Genomic DNA, 20,282 nt, shown 5'->3' on the forward strand with positions numbered 1-20,282 from the left:
TCGGCTCCGACACGTCCGCGAGCATGTCAGTAAAGAAACGTTCGTGGGATGCTTGATTGGCGCTCAATCTTACGTGCGCAACGAAGTTGCGGAACGGTTGCGCAGCAGGCAGCATCTTGCCCTGGCCCATGAGAAATGTCTGCACCTCGGTATGCATCATCTCGTCAGTGGAGTGATCGCCAATCAGATGATGCAGTAGCTCGACGAGCAGCCAACGGCCGTCGGTGTCCTGCGCAATGGCAAAGTGCAAGAGTGGTGCCTGAGTTAAATCCAATCGGTAGTGGCGGGGATCAAAGCGCTGCGCCAACTGCTCGGCGATCGGACCGTCGGCAGCATCCAGCATAAGCTCAGTGACCGATAGGGGTGCATGTCGCCAAACCACCTGCGCAGGCGTGGACAAGCCCTCCCAAACAACCGCAGTGCGCAAAATATCGTGACGATTGACGACCTGCTGAACTGCATCCAAATACTGATCGAGCCGTTCGCGCGTGTCAAAAGCCCATTGTGCGACTAGCAGATACGGATCTCCGTCCGTGACTAGCAGATGATGGAACAAGATGCCGTCCTGCGACGGTGATAGCGCATAGATGTCCTGGATATTGGCGACCCCACCCGGCACCTGCTCGACAATGCGATCAATCTCAGCTTGGGTCAGCTCGATCAACGGCAACAGGTCCGGGGTCAACTGACTCGTCTCAAGCGTGATGCGATTCGCTGGCACCACCACTTCCTGATGCTGACCCAGCGACTGAGCCAGCGTGCTGAGCACCGGCATATCGAACAGCGATCGCACAGAGATCCCTAAGCCGCGTCGGCGTAGCCGCTCGATCAATTGCACGGCCAGTAGCGAATGCCCGCCCAAAGCAAAGAAGCTGTCGTGACGGCTGATCTTCTCCACACCCAGCAGCTCCGACCAGATCGCGGCCAGTGTGGTCTCAAGTTCGCCTTGCGGCGCTTCATACGCTTGATGCGCAAACGCCTCGGCGCTAGGCGCCGGCAACGCACGCCGATCCAGCTTGCCGTTCGGTGTGAGCGGAAACGCATCGAGCCGCACGAACGCACTGGGCACCATATACTCGGGCAACGCTGACGCCACATGTGTGCGCAACGTATTGACCAACTGCTCATCGGCCTGCGCCACCACGTACGCCACCAGACGTTTATTCTGGCCTTCGCCGGTGGCTAGCACCACCGCCTCGTGCACCTGCGCGTGCTGGGCCAAGCACGCTTCAATCTCGCCCAACTCAATGCGAAAGCCCCGGATTTTGACTTGATGGTCATTGCGGCCCAGGAACTCCAGTTTGCCATCAGACAAGTAGCGCACCAGGTCCCCTGTCCTGTACATCCGAGCATCGGCTTCGCTCGAGAACGGGTCACGCACGAAGCGCTCGGCCGTGAGCTCCGGGCGGTTCAGGTAGCCACGTGCGACACCCGCTCCGCCGATATACAACTCGCCCACCGCACCCAGCGGCACCGGCTGGCTGTGCGTATCCAGGATATAGAGCCGGGTATTGTCAATGGGCCGACCGATCGTGCGCCAGCTCCTTTCGTGATCCGTCACCTCATGCACGGTCGCCGTCACCGTCGTCTCGGTCGGGCCATAAACGTTCAACAAACGCGGTCGATGACCGTCTCTGGCAAACCAGGCATCACGCGCTGTCGCGCTCAACGCATCGCCCCCAATGAGAATCGCGCGTACACTGTTTGCCACGGGCGCCGCTTCTTGCGCCAACTGTGTCCAGAACTGCACCGGCAAGTCCACCACGCTGACATGATGAGCGTCACAAAGCGACCAAAATTGTTCGGCTCCAGCCAACCAGGTATCCGTGCGCAACACCACTGCCGCTCCGCGTGTCAGAGGCGTCAAGATTTCCTCGACCGACGTATCAAAAGACAGCGACGCAAATTGCAACATCCGATCTTGCGCAGTCATGTCAAGCTCGCGCGCGATCGCTGTCACCAGGTTCACCACTGCCTGGTGTTGAACCATCACCCCTTTGGGACGGCCAGTGGAACCTGACGTGTAGATCACATACGCCAAATTTTGCGCATCCAGCGACAATTCGTCCGCGTTCGGATTGCCCGCGCTTTGATGCGCCCATTGCGCTATGTCAGTCTGCAAATCCAGTACCGGTACCCCCGCTTTCAAGCTTTGCATCACTGCCGCATGCGGTGTACCAATGCTGAGCAATACGGTGGGCATGCTATCCGTCACCATATACGCCAAGCGCTCTGGCGGATAAGTGGGATCCAGTGGCACATACGCGCCGCCAGCCTTAAGCGTGGCGAGGATGCCAACCAACATTTGCGGATCGCGCTGCGCATACAATGCCACTCGTGTATCGGGCTTGACGCCCAATTCGATGAGCTGGTGTGCCAGACGGTTGGCCCGGGCATTCAGTTCCGCGTAGCTCAGTGTTTGGCCCTCATACACCAAGGCCGTCGCATCCGGCGTACGCTCCACCTGCGCTTCGAACAATTGGTGAATGCACTGGTGTGACGGATAGACTTGTTCTGTCGCGTTCCACGTCTGAAGCAGCAACTCGTACTCTTCGCGTGGCAACACTTCCAATTGCTGCACCGGTCGATCAGGCCTCTCTTCGAGCGCGTCAGCCAGACTGTGCAACGCCTGCTGCATATAGCCACATACGCGGTCAGAATTCAGTGGCTCAACGATCTTCGCAGTCAGCCCCAGTGCTTGTCCATCATCTTCGATCGACAACCCGATCGGATAGTTGTCACGTTCCTCCACACTCAGCAACTTGACACCTGGCAAAATGCCGTGCTCGTCCGAGTCCATTGCATTGTGCCGGTAATTGAGCAGCGCACTAAACAGCGGCGTGCCCGCCGGCACCCCACTGCAGCGCTGCGCCAGCGCCAATGACGCATGCTCGTGTTCCAGCAGCGCCGCGAGCCGCGCGTGCGTGTCCCGCACACACGCCTGAACACTGCCGTTTAAATCCACGCGCAGTGGCAGCGTATTGATAAACAGCCCCATCGCACTATCAGCGCCCTCCCCCGCTTGCATCCGGCCGAACAGCACTGTGCCAAATACCACGCGTGGTTGGCCGCTCGCGCGCGCAAGCACCTGCGCCCACGCCAAGTGGCACAGGCTCGCCAGGCTCACACCCAGCCGCTTGGCTTGATCCCGAAGCCGATCATTCAGCGCTTGCGGTAACATCCGGTGCGCTTCGCTCGCCTGCGCGCCGTCACGATGCACCTCCGTGAGCGCAAACGGCAGCGTCGGCTCATCAACCTCGGCAAGCATGTCAGTAAAAAAGCGTTCGTGTAATGCTTGGCTCACACCCAGACGTGCCTGTGCCACCAGTTGACGAAACGGCTGCGCCGCCGGCAACGTGTCGCCTCGCCCTTCGATAAACGCCCGCACCTCGGTATGCATCACCTCCAGCGCCGAGTGATCGCCGATCAGATGGTGCAGCAGCTGGACAAGCAGCCAACGGCCATCGGTGTCCTGCGCAATGGCAAAGTGCAAGAGTGGCGCCTGAGTTAAATCCAATCGGTAGTGGCAGGAATCAAAGCGCTGCGCCAACTGCTCGGCGATCGGACCGTCAGCCGGATCGAACGTCAATTCGGTCACCGGCAGCCGCGCGTGGCGCCAGACCACCTGCGCAGGTTTGGACAAGCCTTCCCAAACAAACGCAGTGCGCAGAATATCGTGACGATTGACGACCTGCTGAACTGCATCCAAATACTGATCGAGCCGTTCGCGCGTGTCAAAAGCCAACTGCATGTTCAGCAAATACGGATCGCCCTCGCTGGCCAGCAGATGATGGAACAGGATGCCATCCTGCAACGGTGAGAGCGCATAGATGTCCTGGATATTGGCGACCCCACCCGGCACCTGCTCGACAATGCGATCGATCTCAGCTTGGGTCAGCTCGATCAACGGCAACAGGTCCGGGGTCAGCTGACTCGTCTCAAGCGTGATGCGATTCGCTGGCACCACCACTTCCTGATGCTGACCCAGCGACTGAGCCAGCGTGCTGAGCACCGGCATATCGAACAGCGATCGCACAGAGATCCCTAAGCCGCGTCGGCGTAGCCGCTCGATCAATTGCACGGCCAGTAGCGAATGCCCGCCCAAAGCAAAGAAGCTGTCGTGACGGCTGATCTTCTCCACACCCAGCAGCTCCGACCAGATCGCAGCCAGTGTGGTTTCAAGTTCGCCTTGCGGTGCCTCATACGCTTGATGCGCAAACGCCTCGGCGCTGGGCGCCGGCAACGCACGCCGATCCAGCTTGCCGTTCGGTGTGAGCGGAAACGCATCGAGTCGCACAAACGCGCTGGGCACCATGTACTCGGGCAACCCCGCCGCCATATGCATGCGCAGCGTATTGGCTAACTGATCATCGGCCTGCGCCACCACGTACGCCACCAGGCGTTTATTCTGGCCTTCGCCGGTGGCCAGCACCACCGCCTCGTGCACCTGCGCATGCTGGGCCAAATACGCTTCAATCTCGCCCAACTCAATGCGAAAGCCCCGGATCTTGACTTGATGGTCGTTGCGGCCCAGGAACTCCAGTTTGCCATCAGGCAAGTAGCGCACCAGGTCCCCTGTCTTGTACATCCGCGCATTAGGCTCGTTTGCGAACGGATCGCGCACGAAGCGCTCGGCCGTGAGCTCCGGGCGGTTCAGGTAGCCACGCGCGACACCCGCTCCGCCGATATACAACTCGCCCACCGCACCCAGCGGCACCGGCTGGCTGTGCGTATCCAGGATATACAGCCGGGTATTGTCAATGGGCCGACCGATCGTGCGCCAGCTACTTTCGTGATCCGTCACCTCATGCACGGTCGCCGTCACCGTCGTCTCGGTCGGACCATAAACGTTCAACAAACGCGGTCGATGACCGTCTCTGGCAAACCAAGCATCACGCGCTGTTGCGCTCAACGCATCTCCCCCAATGAGAATCGCGCGTACACTGTTTGCCACGGGCGCCGCTTCTTGCGCCAACTGTGTCCAGAACTGCACCGGCAAGTCCACCACGCTGACATGATGAGCGTCACAAAGCGACCAGAATTGTTCGGCTCCAGCCAACCAGGCATCCGTGCGCAACACCACTGCCGCCCCGCGTGTCAAAGGCGTCAAGATTTCTTCGACCGACGTATCAAAAGACAGCGGCGCAAATTGCAACATCCGGTCTTGCGCTGTCATACCCAGCTCGCGCGCGATCGCTGTCACCAGGTTCACCACTGCCTGGTGTTGAACCATCACGCCTTTGGGACGGCCAGTGGAACCTGACGTATAGATCACATACGCCAAATTTTGCGCATCCAGCGACAATTCGTCCGCGTTCGGATTGTCCGCGCTTTGATGCGCCCATTGCGCTACGTCAGCCTGCAAATCCAGTACCGGTACCCCCGCTTTCAAGCTTTGCATCACTGCCGCATGCGGTGTACCAATGCTGAGCAATACGGTGGGCATGCTATCCGTCACCATATACGCTAAGCGCTCTGGCGGATAAGTGGGATCCAGTGGCACATACGCGCCGCCAGCCTTAAGCGTGGCAAGGATGCCAACTAGCATTTGCGGATCGCGCCGCGCATACAATGCCACTCGTGTATCGGGCTTGACGCCCAATTCGATGAGCTGATGTGCCAGACGGTTGGCCCGGGCATTCAGTTCCGCGTAGCTCAGTGTTTGGCCCTCATACACCAAGGCCGTCGCATCCGGCGTACGCTCCACCTGCGCTTCGAACAATTGGTGAATGCACAGGTGTGACGGATAGACTTGTTCTGTCGCGTTCCACGTCTGAAGTAGCACCGTGCGCTCGATAGCCGGCAATAAATTTAATCTTTTAGACGGCATCTCGGCGCCATCTAAACTGAATGAGGCAAGGCTTAACTCACGTAAATGTTCGCTCATGCGCTGGACTTGGTCTGCATCCAAGCGCGTGGCATCGTAGAGCCAGCGAAATGCCCCATGGGTATCCGTCTGAAGTGTCAATAATGACCCAACAGCCTCAGTACAGGAGAAGCCATCCGCATGCGTTTTATCGGATAAAACCGACACGGCTACTTGCCAAGGATGCGTTGTCCGTAGCGCTGGCACACTACGCAGCGCAGGATAGCGTGCAATCAAATCACGTACGAATGTGTGATGCTGTTTGAGACGTTCGTATTCTGTCTCAACATTTGCAAGTATTTTTGCAAAAGGCTGCTCCAAATCCACCGTGATGTCCATCGGTACAACGGGCGCCAAGCAAGCCAAGGTTTGCAATGCGTCCTCGTCTTCACTGATACCCCAGCCAATTTTGAATTGGTTTTGCTCCGTCAGGCGAGCCAGATAGATCGCGAATACAGTGAGTAACGCCATCACTGGCTGATCCAACTCGCATCTTTCTCGCAATGGCGGACACCATGCACTTGCGGCCCATTGAGGCTCAGTATCGTGCTTGCATTGCTCAAAAGGCAGTTGCAGAGTCTGTAGGCGCGTTAAGCGCTCTTGCCAAAAATATTCACTGGAAGCCAGCTTCTCATGAATCGCTGTAATAGCAGCAGCTTGCTCTTGATTGAGTTCAGGCAGTCTCGCTCCTGGATAAAGCTTTGACTGTGCTGCTAATATTTGCGCAGATAACGGCTCACCCTCAAGGGTGGCAAATCCACTAATTAATACATCTTCACTGCTCGTCGCGACTCGCCACGCGTTGGGCTCGATACTCATCACCGTACCAGCAGCAACGCCTGAGCATTGATCCAGACGCTTGACCTGGGTCACCTGCACCGTACCTTGCTGAAGCAAAAGTTTGGGACAAGCTAATGGATTAGGATAAAGTTCGCCAAATTCCAGTGCGCGGGCCAGTGCAGATAAATCCTGAGCTGAATTAGACCAGCATAAATAAGCGCCAGCACGAGGACGACGGTATTTAGCATAAAAGCTACGCTCAGTCAGATCCTGGGGGTAAGTTATCAATGAACCTTGTCCAAGCCCCGACAAAAGCTCAAGGAAACCTTCCCGCGCCGCTTGATAACATTTCAAATTCAACGTTAGCGCGGTCTCACCTGCCTCAATTGCAACAGGACGTTGTACTGCGATATGCCCAGCGTCCACTGTAGTGGCAAGGCGGTGCCAAGTAATCGCATAATTCGATTCATGGGCTAGCAATGCCCATGAGGTGGCAAAGTTACCAGCATAACGGGGCAACGGCGCATCGTGATAATTAAATGCGTCTTCACGGATTTTTTCAATCAGCGATGCTGGCAGTATGAATGGATTGTCAACGGAAAATAGCCAATCCACAGCACACTGTCCAATATAAGTATTCAATGCATCAACCGTGTCGACACAATGAATACCTTCATGGATAGCCCATGTTTTCAGCACAGTATCGGTGGCCAGCACCACACGGATAACATGTCCTTCAGCAACGAGTTGTTGGGAACAGTAGACTGCTAATGTGCTACCGCCTACGATTGCGCATGAACGGGATCGCGCTGGTCTACGTTGAGACGATTGCGAATCGGCCGTAGAGTTGGGTGTAGAATGACAAACTGCGTTATTTTTAATAGGAATTCCGAGTTTAACCATTTTATCTTTCATACCAACTCCACATTTAATAAAATATATTGATACGCTTTATATCCAGGTTCACTTATATTGTTTCTGCGGACTCAACTATCACCGTCCGCATAGATACATTGGTTCAGTATTTACTGACCATAAACAAGTGAACTTGAGTCAGTCTGCGTAGCATATTGTTTTATGCATGAAATAGCGAGCGACTCGTTGTGGCGATGCCTTAAGACGGCGTACATGACTGATCGCAGCTTTCTTAAGATGTCCGTTGGTTCGCACCGGAGCCTGCCGGGTGATACGAGCCTTCAGGTTGGCGTTGAGCATTTCATCACGATTCAGCTCGGGGCTGTACGAGGGCTGATAGAACACCACGCTTTCATCGACGTACTCGGCCAGCTAAGTTTTGATCAGCTTAGCGTGGTGAACTTTCAGGTTGTCCAGGCTCATCAATACCTCCTTGCTGCGCATGTCTTTAATCAACCGTTTCAGAAAGTCGATCAGAATCTTGGCGTTCATCGCACCCTCGAGCACATCGGGCCTTGGTTCGTCACGCTCGAGATCCCCGACAAACCTTCGCGCAGGCGTCTTACCGATAGACACATAGGAGCGAGCGCGTACATCGTCAGGACGCAAACCCGTCTCCTCACCCCACTGGATTTGCGCGCGTTCGGCTTTTGACCGGCGCGCCATTTCAACGTAGGTCTCGTTCAACCATGTATGTACTGCTTGCGGCCGCTGCTCATAGAGACCCGCTTGATCGACTTTGCGACGTGAAGCCCCAGCGTTTCAGATACAGGCCAACGCCCTGCAATGTCAGCATCAAACCGGACCACTGCCGGATCAGGCCCCACATAGCGGGCTGGTTCCACAGCGTGAACAATATCTTCGTCTGGTCCGACATCTGCTCGTCTAACAGTACGGGAATTTCCACTTCCTGCTGCTCATTCAAGGCACGAACTCGATTTACCGAACATCCACTTGGTTTATCACACAGCGCCACCATGCCTTCTCGCGCATAGCGTTTGCAAATGTCAAACCCGCCCGTGCGGGATAAGTCCAGTATGAACGGCGATTTCCTCATGAGTTCAACCACGCTCACCGAGCCCGATCATCTACCGGCGCCGTTTTTCACGTACCTCACGAGGCAGCGATCTCATGTCTCGTTTTTCCATCTACTTCACACAGGAGTAGACTTCCCAATTTCGAAATCAATCATTGCGGATCAATAATCGGGCTACCTGGATGAAACTGCTGTGTAAGCCAGATTTCCGTTTGTGCCGAAAGAGCGGATGAAAGGTAAGAAAAGCAGCACCAGCCAATATGCGTTGCTCTCCAAAAATTGAGCTTAAGAAATGATTTGACTTCGGATATGCGAATCCATCCAGCACCGCTTACATATCAAGCTGAATCGCCTCGCCTTAGGCGATCGCTTTGACTGGCTGCCAACAGCGTGTCTCGCCAAGCCAATGCAAATTCAGGCCCTACCCCCTTTCATGATTTGCGTCCTATTACATTCGACAAAAACTGAAAATTATTTGATGGACGAAAACATGTCAAGGAGAATGAAAGCTATTCGGTAATAATTGTTGTCACCTTCGTATGGCTACGTAAATTTCAGTAAATTCTACAGAGTCGACTCTTAAAAAATTCGCTTTTCTGCGAGGGTGTTATACCGCCGACACCATGTGAGCATCGCGATTGAGCAGAGCAGGAAGGATCAGCGTGTAAAAAAGCTGCAGTTTCCTGGAAATCATATGCAGGTTGTGGCCGGCACAGCACCGCATGAATGGGATCGCCCAGTATCCCGTTGAGATGGCATCGCCCAATGCCCCATTAAGCCCGTTCCGATCGAGCTTGCCGTCTGCTTTCATATGGCCGATGATCGGCTCGATTACGCTGTACCGCCGGATCATTGCCCGCAGGCCTCGCGTGATGCCACGTCACAAAGGTTGTGTCGCGATAAGTCACCACTGCCCGCTTCAGCCTTGCTATAGGGCGTCGGCCGAAGCTCAGGCCGTGGGCGCTTATGCCCATTGTGCGGTGGGTTTGACCGTAGTCGTGCCGGTGGTAACCGCTTTACACGCGTTTGCTAGCAGCTGAGCTGCGCGATACGTCTCATGCGATGCATTTTGTGGTTTCGCGCACATCGGTCCGAAGTCCGCGCACAGTAGCATGTCCGATGCACGTACCGAAGGGCATCGAATGCGACGTTATTCATACTCGTTTGCGGGGATCGCGATTGTGACGCTGGCCGGCGCGGCACTACAAACGGCCTTCAGCGATCAGACCGACGGGGACGTCGCATCTCACCTGCCTGTTTCGAAGGCGGGCGACATGGCAGTAGCAGCCATCCCGTCGGCCGTGGCCGGACCCACCGGGAAATCGAGTGGATCAACGGACACGCCGATCCCCACTGCGCTACCAACGATCCCATGCGGCCAGGGCACCAAGGGGATCTTCTACGGCATTGGCGGTCACGTCGGGCAAGGGGGCGTGTACGACAAAATGAGTGACGAACAGCAACTCGGTCATATCAAAGAACTGGGTATGACGATGTACGGACACGATGTTTTCGATTACGCCAGCACGCAAAAGGTCTTTCGAATCGCTAAACTGGCAAAGAAACAATGCATCGGTGTCTTCGCGGCGCTAACGGCCGACCTGAATTCCTACGCCAACGAGGACGCAGCCTACCGCGACGGGTTAAAACTGGGGGCGATGGTCGCTACGACGCTTAAGGGCGTCGTCCAGTATTACCAGGTGGGTAACGAGTATGAGAATGTCAGCATTCGCCGCGGACATGGCAACAATCCGGACGACTATGACAATGCCTCTTTTCAGAAGGCGCGTGGCTCGATTCTCGGAATGATTGACGGGATAAAGAGCGCAAACCCATCCGCCACGATCATGATGTGCCCGCTAGGGTGGCTACACTTCGGTTTCCTGGACATGCTGTACACCGGCACACAACCCGACGGCTCCCGAGGGCACCGAATCCCGAAGTGGGACATCACCGCATGGCATTGGTATTCGGACATGGGAGACATCACCGCCGCGCGGGGCGTCAACGTGCTCAGGCACTTGCACGACACGTACCGCAAGCCAATCTGGATCACCGAACTGGGTGTCCGACCGGGCGCGAGCGAACAAGCATCGGCAGCCTACCTGGTTGGGCCCAACGCGCTCGGCGGTTTAGTCCAGTATGCCAAGAAGTACAATATTCAGAACGTTACGTTGTATGAATTGCTTGACGACGAGGCGTACGGTGGCGATGGAAACTACGGTTTGCTGGCCGACGACGGTGTCGTCCGCAAGCATCGCTATGATGTAATTAAGCGGTTCATTGCGACGCACGCGATGCCGTAGAGCGCGCTTACGCACTAGGACGTGCTCACACTACGGAGGCCTTCGACGATCAGGGCAAAATGGATTAAGGTAGTGGACACCGCATGACCATGTCGGCTTTGCCCAGTTGACAAAGGCCGGTTAATGTATCGTGATTCTGCTGGATAAACGCCAGTGTGAGTCTTCCGCGAGCAGTTCGCACGGTCTTGCCATGTGCAGCCAGCATAAAGCTCAACGGGTTACCGGGCTCCTTACATCTTGATGGTCGAACGCCATGGGCATCAATTCAACCCATGACGGGGCAACGCCATTCTCACGGTAGCCCTGAACTTGGACAGGTTGTTGCAAAGGCTTGTCGCTCCATCAAGGTGACGGCGAGCGCGTAACCAGCGCCGTGCCCGAGCACCGTGCCCGCGCCGATCACGGCTCACGTATTTTCTCGAACAACGCATCGATATCCATGCCGCCAATATTGATGCCGAACGTGCCAGTCAAGCAATCTGCCAATTCGGCGGCACTGGCCAGTCGCCGCCGTTGATCGCTGCCGTCACGCCGGCGCAACGTGAACCGATCGTTACGCAGCGCGGCACGCGCGTCGCCAACGATGCGGCACACGCTCAGTTCGTGAATAAAATGGGAATCGGGATGAGCACAGGTGTACCAATTGGCCATCTCATGGTCGATCCGATACGTGGTCCGCGACTCAAACCGATAGACCTTCTGCCAACGCGAACCCAGCGCGACTTCGAGATCGTAGCCCTGTTGCAATTCAGGCTGCCCGATGAGTCGAGCCGGCTCAAATGGCGTCGGCTGAACAACGCCCGCATCCAGCCGCAATGGCGCCGTCAGCGTGATCGCACCAAAGCCGACATCGGCGATGAACGGCCCTTCGGGTAGCGCGATATGCAACAACATATGGGACTTGGCCGTTACATCGACACCGTCACGCATCCATAAGACGCGCGCGAGCATCGGCGTCACCTCAAAGCCTAGTTCGGTGAGCACCGCGGCAAATAGCGTGTTGTGCTCGAAGCAGTAGCCGCCTCGGCCGCCGGTCACGAGTTTTTGCTGAATCTGGTCCAAGTCCAGCCGTACATGCTCGCCGCGCAACGGATCGAGATTCTCGAACGGAATCGCGCACGGATGGAGCGCGTGCAGCCCATTCAGCACCTGCAGCGTCGGCTGGGCCGCCCCGGCATAGCCAATACGCTCGAAATAGGCGGCAAGATCGACACGTTCAGCCATCGCCGTGCGCCCTCTTGCGACGCGCACACGAGCCTGCGCTCGCGCGGCAATGCCAACAGGTCCCCGCCACGTTGCAACGGATCGTCATGGCGTATCCGCGCACTGCCACGCTGCGCCCTCGATCCACAGGTTGCCCGGATGACGCTTGCCTGGGTAGAACCGGAAGCTCGTGCTGCCATCGTCGTCGGTACGGATCTTCACGATGTTAGAGTCGCCGAAATCCAACATTTGGCCTTGGGGAATCGGCGATGCGCGAAATGACACATCATGCCGGTTCGCTGCATCGGTCATGCACGCGATCACGTCCTGCGTGCTGCGCCCGGTGGAGGCAACCTTCTCGGGTTCGCCGGCGTCAGGGTTATGCTGCAACAGCATGCAGCCGCTCAAAGCGACCGCAAAAAACATCGAAACAAAAGGCTTGGTCATCCACTCTCCCAGTTAAGCCCGTTCCGCCCAACAGTAGCACGACCGGTGCCCACAGCCCATTACACAGCGGACTGTTGCGTCGGCGCGAACGAATCGCTGCGCGCAGCCGGCCACCCGTTTTCGCACAGCAGATATCGTTAACAGCCGGCCAGCCAATCGCACGGCTGCAAGCACTGGAGAAACTCGACCTTCAGTTGCACTTCGTACGACGACACACGGCACAGGATGGGGTGCGCGCGCTGACGCACCGGGCCCGGCTTGGTGACCCCGACGACAATGATCGCCTGGTGCTCGGCACGCGCGTAACGGGCAAGAGCAGCTACAAGCTCACTGTCGCAGACGAAACGCAGGCTCGCGGCTTCGTGCAAAAATCAACATTGACGCACTCGACATCGCGAGACACGTCGGCAAGCACGCGCTCGCGCTGTCGATGACCAGGACACCCGGCGTGTTCAACCGCGTCGGCAATTCACTGGCCGCCGCGCACACCGCGCGGCGGATAGCGGATTGCCGCCACGGCACGGCGCGCCGCCTGCGCATCCTGCACCCTCGGTAACAGCACGGTCTGTGCACCAATATCTAGGATCTGCTTGATCAACACCGTATCGTTCCACGCCACCCTGACGATCGAATGCGACGCGTACGGCGCCACGGCTTGACGTTGCCCCAGTATCGGCGGATACCGTGTTCGGCGCGTGTTCGCCGTCGAGCAGCAGCCAGTCGAAGCCAGCGCCGGCCACAACCTCGGCCGCATAAGCATGCGCCATCCGACCCCCAGGTTGATCTGCACATGGCCCTCGGCCAACGCACGTTTGAATGGATTGACAGGGAGTTCCATCGGAGCGACCGGTCAAGGCAATAAACTTACCATATTAATTATATGCCTTTTCCGGACGACCGTGTCCGGCCATGCGCATCGACAAAGTCCAGTACCGCGCGATTGAATGCGCGGGGGTGCGCCAGGTTCATTCCGTGCGAGGCGCCGGTAATCGTCATTTGACAGGCGCCATCGATGTGCTGGTGCAGCCATTCGATGTTTCGGTGAAAGATCGAAGGGCTTTTCTCCCCGCCGACGAGTAGGACCGGCACCATGATTGCGCCAGCCTCGTGCGCGGCAAAGGCCGGCATCCGCTCCGCGATTTGCGGCTGCAGCGTATGTGCGTTGTCGCGCGCCATTGCCTTGAACCCGTACGGGCTGTGCGCCCAGGACCCTGGACGGCTGACCGAGTCGACAAACAACGCCAAGCCAGCGTCCACCTCGCCCTGCTCGATCAGCGCCACGGCGCGGGCACGCAGCGTGTTGACCTTACCCGCCGCCTGCGCGCCTGGCGCATCGCTGCCTTGAACGGCACCGCCCGGGTCGGCCAACGTCACGCTGAGCAACCGGTCGGGAAAGCAGCGGGCAAGATGAAACGCAAGGTAGGCGCCACGGGAATGCGCGACCACATGCGCCGGCTCGCACACGACCTCGTCGATGAACGCGGCGATCTGCTGCACATGCGCGTTCCAACTAAACGGCAGCGCGCGATTCAACTCGCGCGTCGGAAAATAGTGTCCGAGGCTGAGTGATAGCACGCGATGCGTCGAGGCCAGCGGCGCGAGCTGCGGCTCCCAATACCGGTAGTCGCACAGCGAACCGTGCACCAGCAAGATCGGCTCGCCACTGCCCGCCTGCGCGAAAGCAACGCTTGCTCCGTTAGCCAGCGTGATAGTCTGCGCATACGGCATCGCGCGCGGCACCGGGGACATGCCGGTCATTGCTCCGGCTTGACCATGAAGTGCTCAGTCGACTGTCCGGCATGCACCGCGCGCTTGAGCCAATCGGGCATGTCTCCTTCACCATCCCATGCGTTGCCATACGCATCACGAAACAATATCGGCTTTATTTTCTTTTCCTCTTCAGCAAGTACTTTGGCCAGATGCTCAATGGAAATGCCGTATTCGTCCATCCGGTGGTGAATATACGCAATAATTCGCTGTCTCTTCTGTTCGTCCATAGGGGGAAGTCATTATGTCGCGCAAACTGCACGGCGAGCCGGCGAGAACACGCCGGCGGCACAGAGGAGGTCCTTCCACCACTATTTTAACGCTCTTTGCGAAATCCTGATCAGATCGCTGGCTGACGCCGGCCGCACGGGTCAAAATTGGGGCTTACGGCCGCGCCAGCCGCCGCCGTGCCGCGCATAGCGCAGGAACAATGGAATCCCCGTCAGTTGCGCGATGAACCATGCCAACGACGAATCGTCATGGATATCGATGGCACGCAACCTGAACGGATCAGTCGCGTCATCGTTCCAACCGACGTCGCACGTTCTAGCGGTGCGGTAGCCGGCCGCGCGCAATAGCCGGATCTCCCTTTCCCCATAGTTGCCGTTCGGGTATGCAAAATGCACGCAAGGCCGCCCGGTCAACCGTTCGATGTCCCGCCGGGAGCCGGTGATCTCCTGCTCGCATTCAGCGTCTTCGCAGCGGGTCAGGATCGGATGAAAACGCGTATGGGACTGAAAGTCGACTCGCGCGCGCATCTGCTTAACCTGCCGCACGCTGAGGCCGGTTGGTGCTGTGCCATTGCGGCCCTCGTCCGCGATCGTCGGCTCCCGCAGCTGCCCGCCGCCCAGCAGCATTGGCAAGACTTGCCGCAACTCCGCGCCTTGATAGCCGCGCTCGTGCAATTGCGCGAGGCGCTCGCGGTTTGGCAGCCGCTTTAATCTTTCGATATCTGTACCAGCGGCGGCCGGATGCATCCACCAATGTGCGGCGCGATGCTCGATGACGCCGCTGCACAGAAAAATGGTCGGACGCACCCGATGCTTGTCGAACACGGGCAACAGCGCGGCATTGCCAGCATGCCCGTCATCCAACGTAATGACCGCGCGCGGTCGGCCGCGGCCCGGCTGGCTTAACGCGTCCAACGGCACGATGTCGCAGATGCGCGTCAGATAGGATAAGTGAGCATCCAACGTCGACGGCGACGGATTGTGATACAGCAGGATAGCAACCCGGTCACGCCACAAGAACTTGCGCACCGCCGCAACGACGCCGGTCCATAGGACAAGTCGTGCGAAGCTTTCCCTCAATAGCGTGCGAGCGTTCATCCGCGTAGTCTCTTGCTATTCGATGCGCCGCTGAACGGCCTGCCTACAAAATTTCGACCACTTAATTAAGCCAGGATGCCGCCCGACATACCGTGCGTTGCCAAACAGAGCCCGTGCGTGGACGTCGCTATCGTGACGTTTAAGAGGCAACGCACGTGTTAGATCGCAAGTCGCGGGGTTTGGAGGAGAGTGTTATGGACAAACGCTGCAATGTGCTGATCATCAATGATTTCGCCTCGAAAGGTGGTGCCGAAGAAGTGTACCGAACGTCTGCACGGCTGTTGCGCGCCATGCCGGGTGTGGAAGTTGAATGTTTTGACAGGAGTTGCTTAAGCGCTGCCGCGCGGCACAAGCCGCGCGCATGGAATAGCGAGGCAGCCCGTCTGCTCGCGCAAACGATTGTTCGCTTCCGGCCCGCTCGTATACTCGTACACAACTATCACAATGTGCTATCTCCGTCGATCCTGCATGCGATCGATCGATACCATTCGAGCCTGGGCTATACGACCTATCTGACCTGCCATGACTATCACCTGGTCCACTATAATCCCACGCTGCTGCGGTACAAAAACGGCATCGCCGACGCGTTTCCCATCGAATCACTTGGTATGTTGCGGGCGCTGATCACTCGCGCGAGTCCGAAAGGCGCGGTGCATGATGCATTGAAAAAGCTTTACTGGCATTCGACCAGGCTGCTGTGCCATCCCATCCGAGTGTTTGATTTGCTATTGTGCCCGAGCCGGTACATGGAGCAAGCACTGCACCGCGCCGGCATCACGAACACGTCGCTGCTACCCAACCCAATTGACGCGGACATGCCCGTATACGCGCCCAAGCCGATCCAAGCGAGTCGCATCAACCTCGCATTCGCCGGCCGCATCGCGGCGGAAAAAGGGCTGGGCGAGTTCATCGCGCTGGCACGCGCCACACAATTCGCCTACCTTAATAAGCTGACGATTTTCGGTGACGGGCCGGAGCGTGCCGCGCTCGAGCACTGCAATGCCGATTTGATTTGTGCCGGGCGGCTCGAATTCCGCGGCAGGCGTCCCCATCGCGCGCTCCTGACCGAGTTGCGCGAGACCGCGCATGCGGTGGTATTGCCGTCGATCTGCGCGGAAAATGCGCCGCTGTTGATCGTCGAGGCGGCCATGCTCGGATTGCCGGCGCTCGTGCACGACATCGGCAGCCTATCGACGTTCGGCGACGAAATCGGCAATAAGTTCAAGTATCGCTGCGATACGGCGAGCTACCGCGCGGCGCTCGACGCACTGATACAGCATCTTGGCCAGCCGAATCGCCGCTATGACGTCGCTGAATACCACCCGCAGCGGTACGCGCAGCGACTCGCCACCGTACTGCGCCTGGAGCGGAGCAACGAACAACCGGGAGCCACGTACGCGGGCAGCCTGATCGACGCGGACGGCAGCGTACTCCCCATCGTGTAGGACGTCCCGTTTCACAGCCTGTCCAACGGCTGCACATACTGGCCACCGCTTGCGTTTTGCGGTCGCTGCTTGCATGGCAAATGTTGCAGCGCAACATCAATCCCGAGTCCTGGCGCCTCTTGGCGCAAGGCGCGCCCCTGCGTCCCTCCATCGTCTTTCTCAACACCACATGGGTACGTCCGCTGCAGCGCCACGCAGCATGGCGCTGCATTGCAGCATTGAAACCTTCCCACAAGCCGCCTAAAGTCAATTTAAGCGCACACATGGTGTGTGTCGCCCATAATGTGACAAGTTGGATAGTTAGAGGAGCAGATCATGCGGCTCACGACCCATCTCCTGCGGCACGAGAAACACTTCGAGTTGCGACATGCAACGATGCCGACCTATATCGCAAGCTACCTATTCCCCGCGGTGCTGTTGCTCTATGAAATATGGCGAGTAGGCTCATGGATATCTGGGCACGGCATGAACTTTGCTGACTTCAATTCGATGGGGTACGAGTACACAGTGATGCTCGCCTGGTTCGGACTGCAGGTGATAACCGAGATCGTGTTTCTGATCGGCGCAGCGCTCAGCCGCCATCGCGACTTTGGGCATCGCATCGCCAATGTGCTGTGCGGCGTGTTTTGCTCTGCCGTCATTCTGTTGTTCGATTTCGGCCTGCAGCACTGGATGTGACCGAAGCAGCCGCCCGTCGTCGCGGCTGCGTTAAAAATGCCCGTGTCTTGCGCGCGAGGCATTTAAGCGCTTGAGTAGTGGGAGAACGGTGCTAGAACTTGAGACCTATAGGCCGAACCTTGCAGGTCAGCAACAAAAATAATTTGTCGATTCGAGCACCGTTTGCCAATTTATTCTTATAGGCTCGCATATTCAGTACTTGTTCAGAGTTCTACTATCTCAAACCGCACCGGGAATTGTGGAGGCTGGTTGGTTTAAGTTAATGCGGACACGTTAGCGGCATTTCTGAGTTGCTTGTAGTAGTTTGCCTCAGCTTCAGCAGGCGGGATATAGCCGAGCGGTTCCATTAGCCGATGATGGTTGTACCAGGCAACCCATTCCAGCGTTGCCAGTTCGACGGATTCCCTCGTTTTCCAAGGGGCGCGCCGATGAATCAGTTCCGTCTTGGCTTGATCTCCGGTTGCAAAAGCTCATCGCGTTTCGTGCGGGCGCAGCGTTTGGACGGATCGCGAAGTTGTGCTGCATGGCGTCGGTAGCCCGACGGGGCGATGCGCAAGACCTTGCAGATCGGCTCAACCCCGAAGGTGTCGCGATGCTGATCAATGAAGGCCTTCAGGACTTGAAACGGCGCTCGAGCTGCGCCTGGGCGAAAAATGCGCTCGCCAGTTGGAGAATCTCGTTGGTCCGGCGCAGTTCCTTGACCTCGCGCTCCAAGGCCTTGATGCGTTCACGCTCGGCCGTACTCACGCCATCGCGCTCGCCACAATCGAGCTCCTCGCGCTTAACCCAATCCAACAGCGTCTGCGGCGTGCAGCCGATCATCGGCGCAATCGATTCGACTGCCGCCCACATCGACGAGTGCTCGCTACGCTACTCGCGTACTAGGCGCACTGCCCGCTCTCGCACTTCCGGGGAAAACTTGCTTGGCTTCTTGTTCATCGCTCCATTCTCTCAAGAGTTGGAGCCTCCACAAAACTCGGTGCGGTTCAGGGAAACTCGCATGCACGGTTCTTAGGGGAGCGCGCGCCGGCAACGGCGCGTGCTTACCCGACGGTAAAGTGCGCAAGCCGTACGAATTCGGCGTGAAGGTGTCGATTACGACCACGCACAAGGAAGGTCTGGTAGTCGGCGCTCGTTCGGTGCCGGGCAATCCGTACGCCGGGTACACGTTGGTTGAAGCGTTGGAACAAGCGGCGATCCTGAGCGGCGTGCAACCGCAGATCGCTGTTGTCAATCGCGGCTACAAGGGCGTAGCGATCGAGAGCGTGAAGGTCTCACTTGGGCTTGCGACGCAGTATCACGAAGGCTGCGCACACCCCCTAAGTGCGCATCGGGTCGCACCACCGGTCCGATTGGGCGGCCACGCCCGCCCACGCGTGCGCTGGGCAAAATCCGTACGCGTAAGCAACCCGAGTGACGCGATCACCGGCTCACGGCCAAGCCGTGTACTGCATCAGATATGACGACTTGCGCCTATAACAGGCTGGCATATTGGACAAAGTACAAAGCTGAAATAGGTAAACGACATAAGGCGACTAAATATGTAAAATACGTATTAATACTTATTTGGGAGCCAACATGCAGGCGATCACTGCCACCGAACTTGCTCGACAAACCCGTCAGATCTTGGATACCGTCGCGCGTCAAGGTCAAACCATCATCATCGAGCGCAACCATGTGCCGGTGGCTCGGATCGTGCCTCCTGAACCGACCATGAACGCCGCCCAAGCGCTCGCAGGACTGCCTGTAGCGCTCACGCCGCTGCAGGCCGATGCTTGGCTGGCTGACAGTCGTATTAGCTTTGATGACAATGTGCGGGATCCATGGGCGTAATCCTTGACAGCTGCATTTGGGTTGCATTGGCTGCAAAAACGCTTGATTCGCAAACCGTGATCGAGCTTGCTGGCGACGCATCCGTGTTCATCTCGGTCATTTCATTGGGTGAACTTGGATTGGGTGCGCAGGCCTGCACGGATCCTGTCGAGCGGGCCGTGCGCGCAGCCTATCTACAACAGCTTGAGCGGCGCCCGATTCGTGAAGTGTCGCGACAGACTGCCGCTGCGTTCGGCGTGCTTGCGGCCGCTGTCAAACAGTCTGGCCGATCACCGCGGCCTCGCTACAATGATTTGTGGATCGCAGCGCAGGCGATCGAGCACGGGGACGCGCTAATGACACTTAACCGTGCCGACTTTGCCGACCTGCCGGGTTTGCGACTCGTGACGCCTAAATAGGCGTTGCGCGCTTAGCCACTTAGCAATGGAAACCACACTCTGTGGTTGAACGAGGAAGCGTTGCCACTGTGCTTGCTAGCGCAACGCGAAACCCGGGCATCGGTGCGCCTGCCGGTGTTAAGATGCCGTCAGAAGTCGAAGGCCTGCGGGGCCGGCAACGAACCACTGGTTTGGAAACCGCAAGCTGCCAGGCGAAGAATAGACCGCTGGCAGGTCACGGAAAAGCTGATGAGCGGCCAAACGTGTGCCGTTGTTCGCACCAGCATCAAGCAGAACGGCC

Annotated in this window: 14 protein-coding genes, 5 pseudogenes and 1 other annotated feature; of the genes and pseudogenes, 6 read left to right on the plus strand and 13 right to left on the minus strand. The window is 57.7% G+C overall.

The genetic code is table 11. The annotated features are described in order from the left end of the window. From KQH60_RS09365 to KQH60_RS09380, 5 genes and pseudogenes are all read right to left on the minus strand, one after another. On the minus strand, positions 1-6,337 hold a 6,337-nt coding region (locus KQH60_RS09365; protein ID WP_368669340.1), incomplete at its 3' end, for an amino acid adenylation domain-containing protein. A 636-nt stretch (positions 6,338-6,973) separates the two neighbouring features. Further along, positions 6,974-7,561, minus strand: a pseudogene (locus tag KQH60_RS15055) (formyltransferase family protein); the annotation flags it as partial. A gap of 372 nt (positions 7,562-7,933) precedes the next feature. Continuing rightward, positions 7,934-8,248 carry a transposase gene (locus KQH60_RS09370; RefSeq protein ID WP_237576212.1) on the minus strand — a complete coding sequence of 105 codons (315 nt, stop codon included), beginning with the start codon at positions 8,246-8,248 and terminating at the stop codon, positions 7,934-7,936. Between the two features lie 28 nt (positions 8,249-8,276). Further along, positions 8,277-8,636 (minus strand): hypothetical protein, encoded by a 360-nt coding sequence (locus KQH60_RS09375; RefSeq protein WP_237576213.1) that lies wholly within the window; start codon positions 8,634-8,636, stop codon positions 8,277-8,279. Between the two features lie 568 nt (positions 8,637-9,204). Then, positions 9,205-9,483, minus strand: a pseudogene (locus KQH60_RS09380) (IS5/IS1182 family transposase); the annotation flags it as partial. Between the two features lie 256 nt (positions 9,484-9,739). Between KQH60_RS09380 and KQH60_RS09385 the strand changes: the two are divergent. After that, positions 9,740-10,903 (plus strand): glycosyl hydrolase, encoded by a 1,164-nt coding sequence (locus tag KQH60_RS09385; protein WP_237576214.1) that lies wholly within the window; start codon positions 9,740-9,742, stop codon positions 10,901-10,903. A gap of 399 nt (positions 10,904-11,302) precedes the next feature. Here the strand turns inward: KQH60_RS09385 and KQH60_RS09390 are convergent, their stop codons facing one another. The 7 genes and pseudogenes from KQH60_RS09390 to KQH60_RS09420 all read right to left on the minus strand — a co-directional run bounded on the left by KQH60_RS09390 (position 11,303) and on the right by KQH60_RS09420 (position 15,648). Continuing rightward, the gene (locus KQH60_RS09390) at positions 11,303-12,127 is read right to left on the minus strand and encodes an arylamine N-acetyltransferase (RefSeq protein ID WP_237576215.1); all 825 of its coding nucleotides are present in this window, start codon (positions 12,125-12,127) and stop codon (positions 11,303-11,305) included. An 84-nt stretch (positions 12,128-12,211) separates the two neighbouring features. Further along, positions 12,212-12,553, minus strand: coding sequence for a hypothetical protein (locus KQH60_RS09395; RefSeq protein WP_237576216.1), 342 nt, complete (start codon positions 12,551-12,553; stop codon positions 12,212-12,214). Between the two features lie 137 nt (positions 12,554-12,690). Continuing rightward, positions 12,691-12,921, minus strand: a complete 231-nt coding sequence (locus KQH60_RS09400) for a hypothetical protein (protein ID WP_237576217.1) — start codon at positions 12,919-12,921, stop codon at positions 12,691-12,693. A 104-nt stretch (positions 12,922-13,025) separates the two neighbouring features. Then, positions 13,026-13,391 (minus strand): annotated as a pseudogene (locus KQH60_RS09405) (aldolase/citrate lyase family protein); the annotation flags it as partial. Positions 13,392-13,429: 38 nt separating this feature from the next. Beyond that, a complete protein-coding gene (locus KQH60_RS09410) occupies positions 13,430-14,311 on the minus strand; it encodes an alpha/beta fold hydrolase (protein WP_237576218.1) in 882 nt (293 codons plus the stop codon). After that, positions 14,308-14,550 carry an H-NS family nucleoid-associated regulatory protein gene (locus KQH60_RS09415; RefSeq protein ID WP_237576219.1) on the minus strand — a complete coding sequence of 81 codons (243 nt, stop codon included), beginning with the start codon at positions 14,548-14,550 and terminating at the stop codon, positions 14,308-14,310. The genes KQH60_RS09410 and KQH60_RS09415 overlap by 4 nt, the downstream gene beginning before the upstream one ends. A gap of 141 nt (positions 14,551-14,691) precedes the next feature. Continuing rightward, complete coding sequence (locus tag KQH60_RS09420) at positions 14,692-15,648, minus strand: polysaccharide deacetylase family protein (RefSeq protein ID WP_237576220.1); 957 nt, start codon at positions 15,646-15,648, stop codon at positions 14,692-14,694. Positions 15,649-15,842: 194 nt separating this feature from the next. On the opposite strand from KQH60_RS09420, the gene KQH60_RS09425 reads away from it, so the two are divergent. Together KQH60_RS09425 and KQH60_RS09430 are read left to right on the plus strand one after the other, a co-directional pair. Next, the gene (locus KQH60_RS09425; protein ID WP_237576221.1) at positions 15,843-17,093 is read left to right on the plus strand and encodes a glycosyltransferase family 4 protein; all 1,251 of its coding nucleotides are present in this window, start codon (positions 15,843-15,845) and stop codon (positions 17,091-17,093) included. A 315-nt stretch (positions 17,094-17,408) separates the two neighbouring features. Further along, positions 17,409-17,771, plus strand: coding sequence for a hypothetical protein (locus tag KQH60_RS09430; protein WP_237576222.1), 363 nt, complete (start codon positions 17,409-17,411; stop codon positions 17,769-17,771). Positions 17,772-18,025: 254 nt separating this feature from the next. Here KQH60_RS09430 and KQH60_RS09435 read toward each other — a convergent pair. After that, a pseudogene (locus KQH60_RS09435) lies at positions 18,026-18,710 on the minus strand (transposase). Then, positions 18,313-18,429, minus strand: a sequence feature (AL1L pseudoknot). (Overlaps the previous pseudogene by 117 nt.) Positions 18,711-18,823: 113 nt before the next feature. Here KQH60_RS09435 and KQH60_RS09440 point away from each other — a divergent pair. From KQH60_RS09440 to KQH60_RS09450, 3 genes and pseudogenes are all read left to right on the plus strand, one after another. Further along, positions 18,824-19,076: pseudogene (locus tag KQH60_RS09440) on the plus strand (IS5/IS1182 family transposase); the annotation flags it as partial. A 273-nt stretch (positions 19,077-19,349) separates the two neighbouring features. After that, complete coding sequence (locus KQH60_RS09445) at positions 19,350-19,604, plus strand: type II toxin-antitoxin system Phd/YefM family antitoxin (protein WP_237576223.1); 255 nt, start codon at positions 19,350-19,352, stop codon at positions 19,602-19,604. Continuing rightward, on the plus strand, positions 19,595-20,002 hold the full coding sequence (locus KQH60_RS09450; protein ID WP_237576224.1) for a PIN domain-containing protein: 408 nt from the start codon (positions 19,595-19,597) through the stop codon (positions 20,000-20,002). Before KQH60_RS09445 ends, KQH60_RS09450 begins: the two co-directional genes overlap by 10 nt. The last annotated feature ends 280 nt before the right edge of the window (positions 20,003-20,282 follow it).

This window comes from Mycetohabitans sp. B8 (genome assembly GCF_021991875.1).
GTDB lineage: Bacteria > Pseudomonadota > Gammaproteobacteria > Burkholderiales > Burkholderiaceae > Mycetohabitans.

Bases quoted from the DNA above. Each gene is read 5' to 3' on its own strand.
- KQH60_RS09385 (WP_237576214.1), top strand. From the start codon at position 9,740: ATGCGACGTTATTCATACTCGTTTGCGGGGATCGCGATTGTGACGCTG.
- KQH60_RS09390 (WP_237576215.1), bottom strand. From the start codon at position 12,127: ATGGCTGAACGTGTCGATCTTGCCGCCTATTTCGAGCGTATTGGCTAT.
- KQH60_RS09395 (WP_237576216.1), bottom strand. From the start codon at position 12,553: ATGACCAAGCCTTTTGTTTCGATGTTTTTTGCGGTCGCTTTGAGCGGC.
- KQH60_RS09410 (WP_237576218.1), bottom strand. From the start codon at position 14,311: ATGACCGGCATGTCCCCGGTGCCGCGCGCGATGCCGTATGCGCAGACT.
- KQH60_RS09415 (WP_237576219.1), bottom strand. From the start codon at position 14,550: ATGGACGAACAGAAGAGACAGCGAATTATTGCGTATATTCACCACCGG.
- KQH60_RS09420 (WP_237576220.1), bottom strand. From the start codon at position 15,648: ATGAACGCTCGCACGCTATTGAGGGAAAGCTTCGCACGACTTGTCCTA.
- KQH60_RS09425 (WP_237576221.1), top strand. From the start codon at position 15,843: ATGGACAAACGCTGCAATGTGCTGATCATCAATGATTTCGCCTCGAAA.
- KQH60_RS09430 (WP_237576222.1), top strand. From the start codon at position 17,409: ATGCGGCTCACGACCCATCTCCTGCGGCACGAGAAACACTTCGAGTTG.
- KQH60_RS09445 (WP_237576223.1), top strand. From the start codon at position 19,350: ATGCAGGCGATCACTGCCACCGAACTTGCTCGACAAACCCGTCAGATC.
- KQH60_RS09450 (WP_237576224.1), top strand. From the start codon at position 19,595: ATGGGCGTAATCCTTGACAGCTGCATTTGGGTTGCATTGGCTGCAAAA.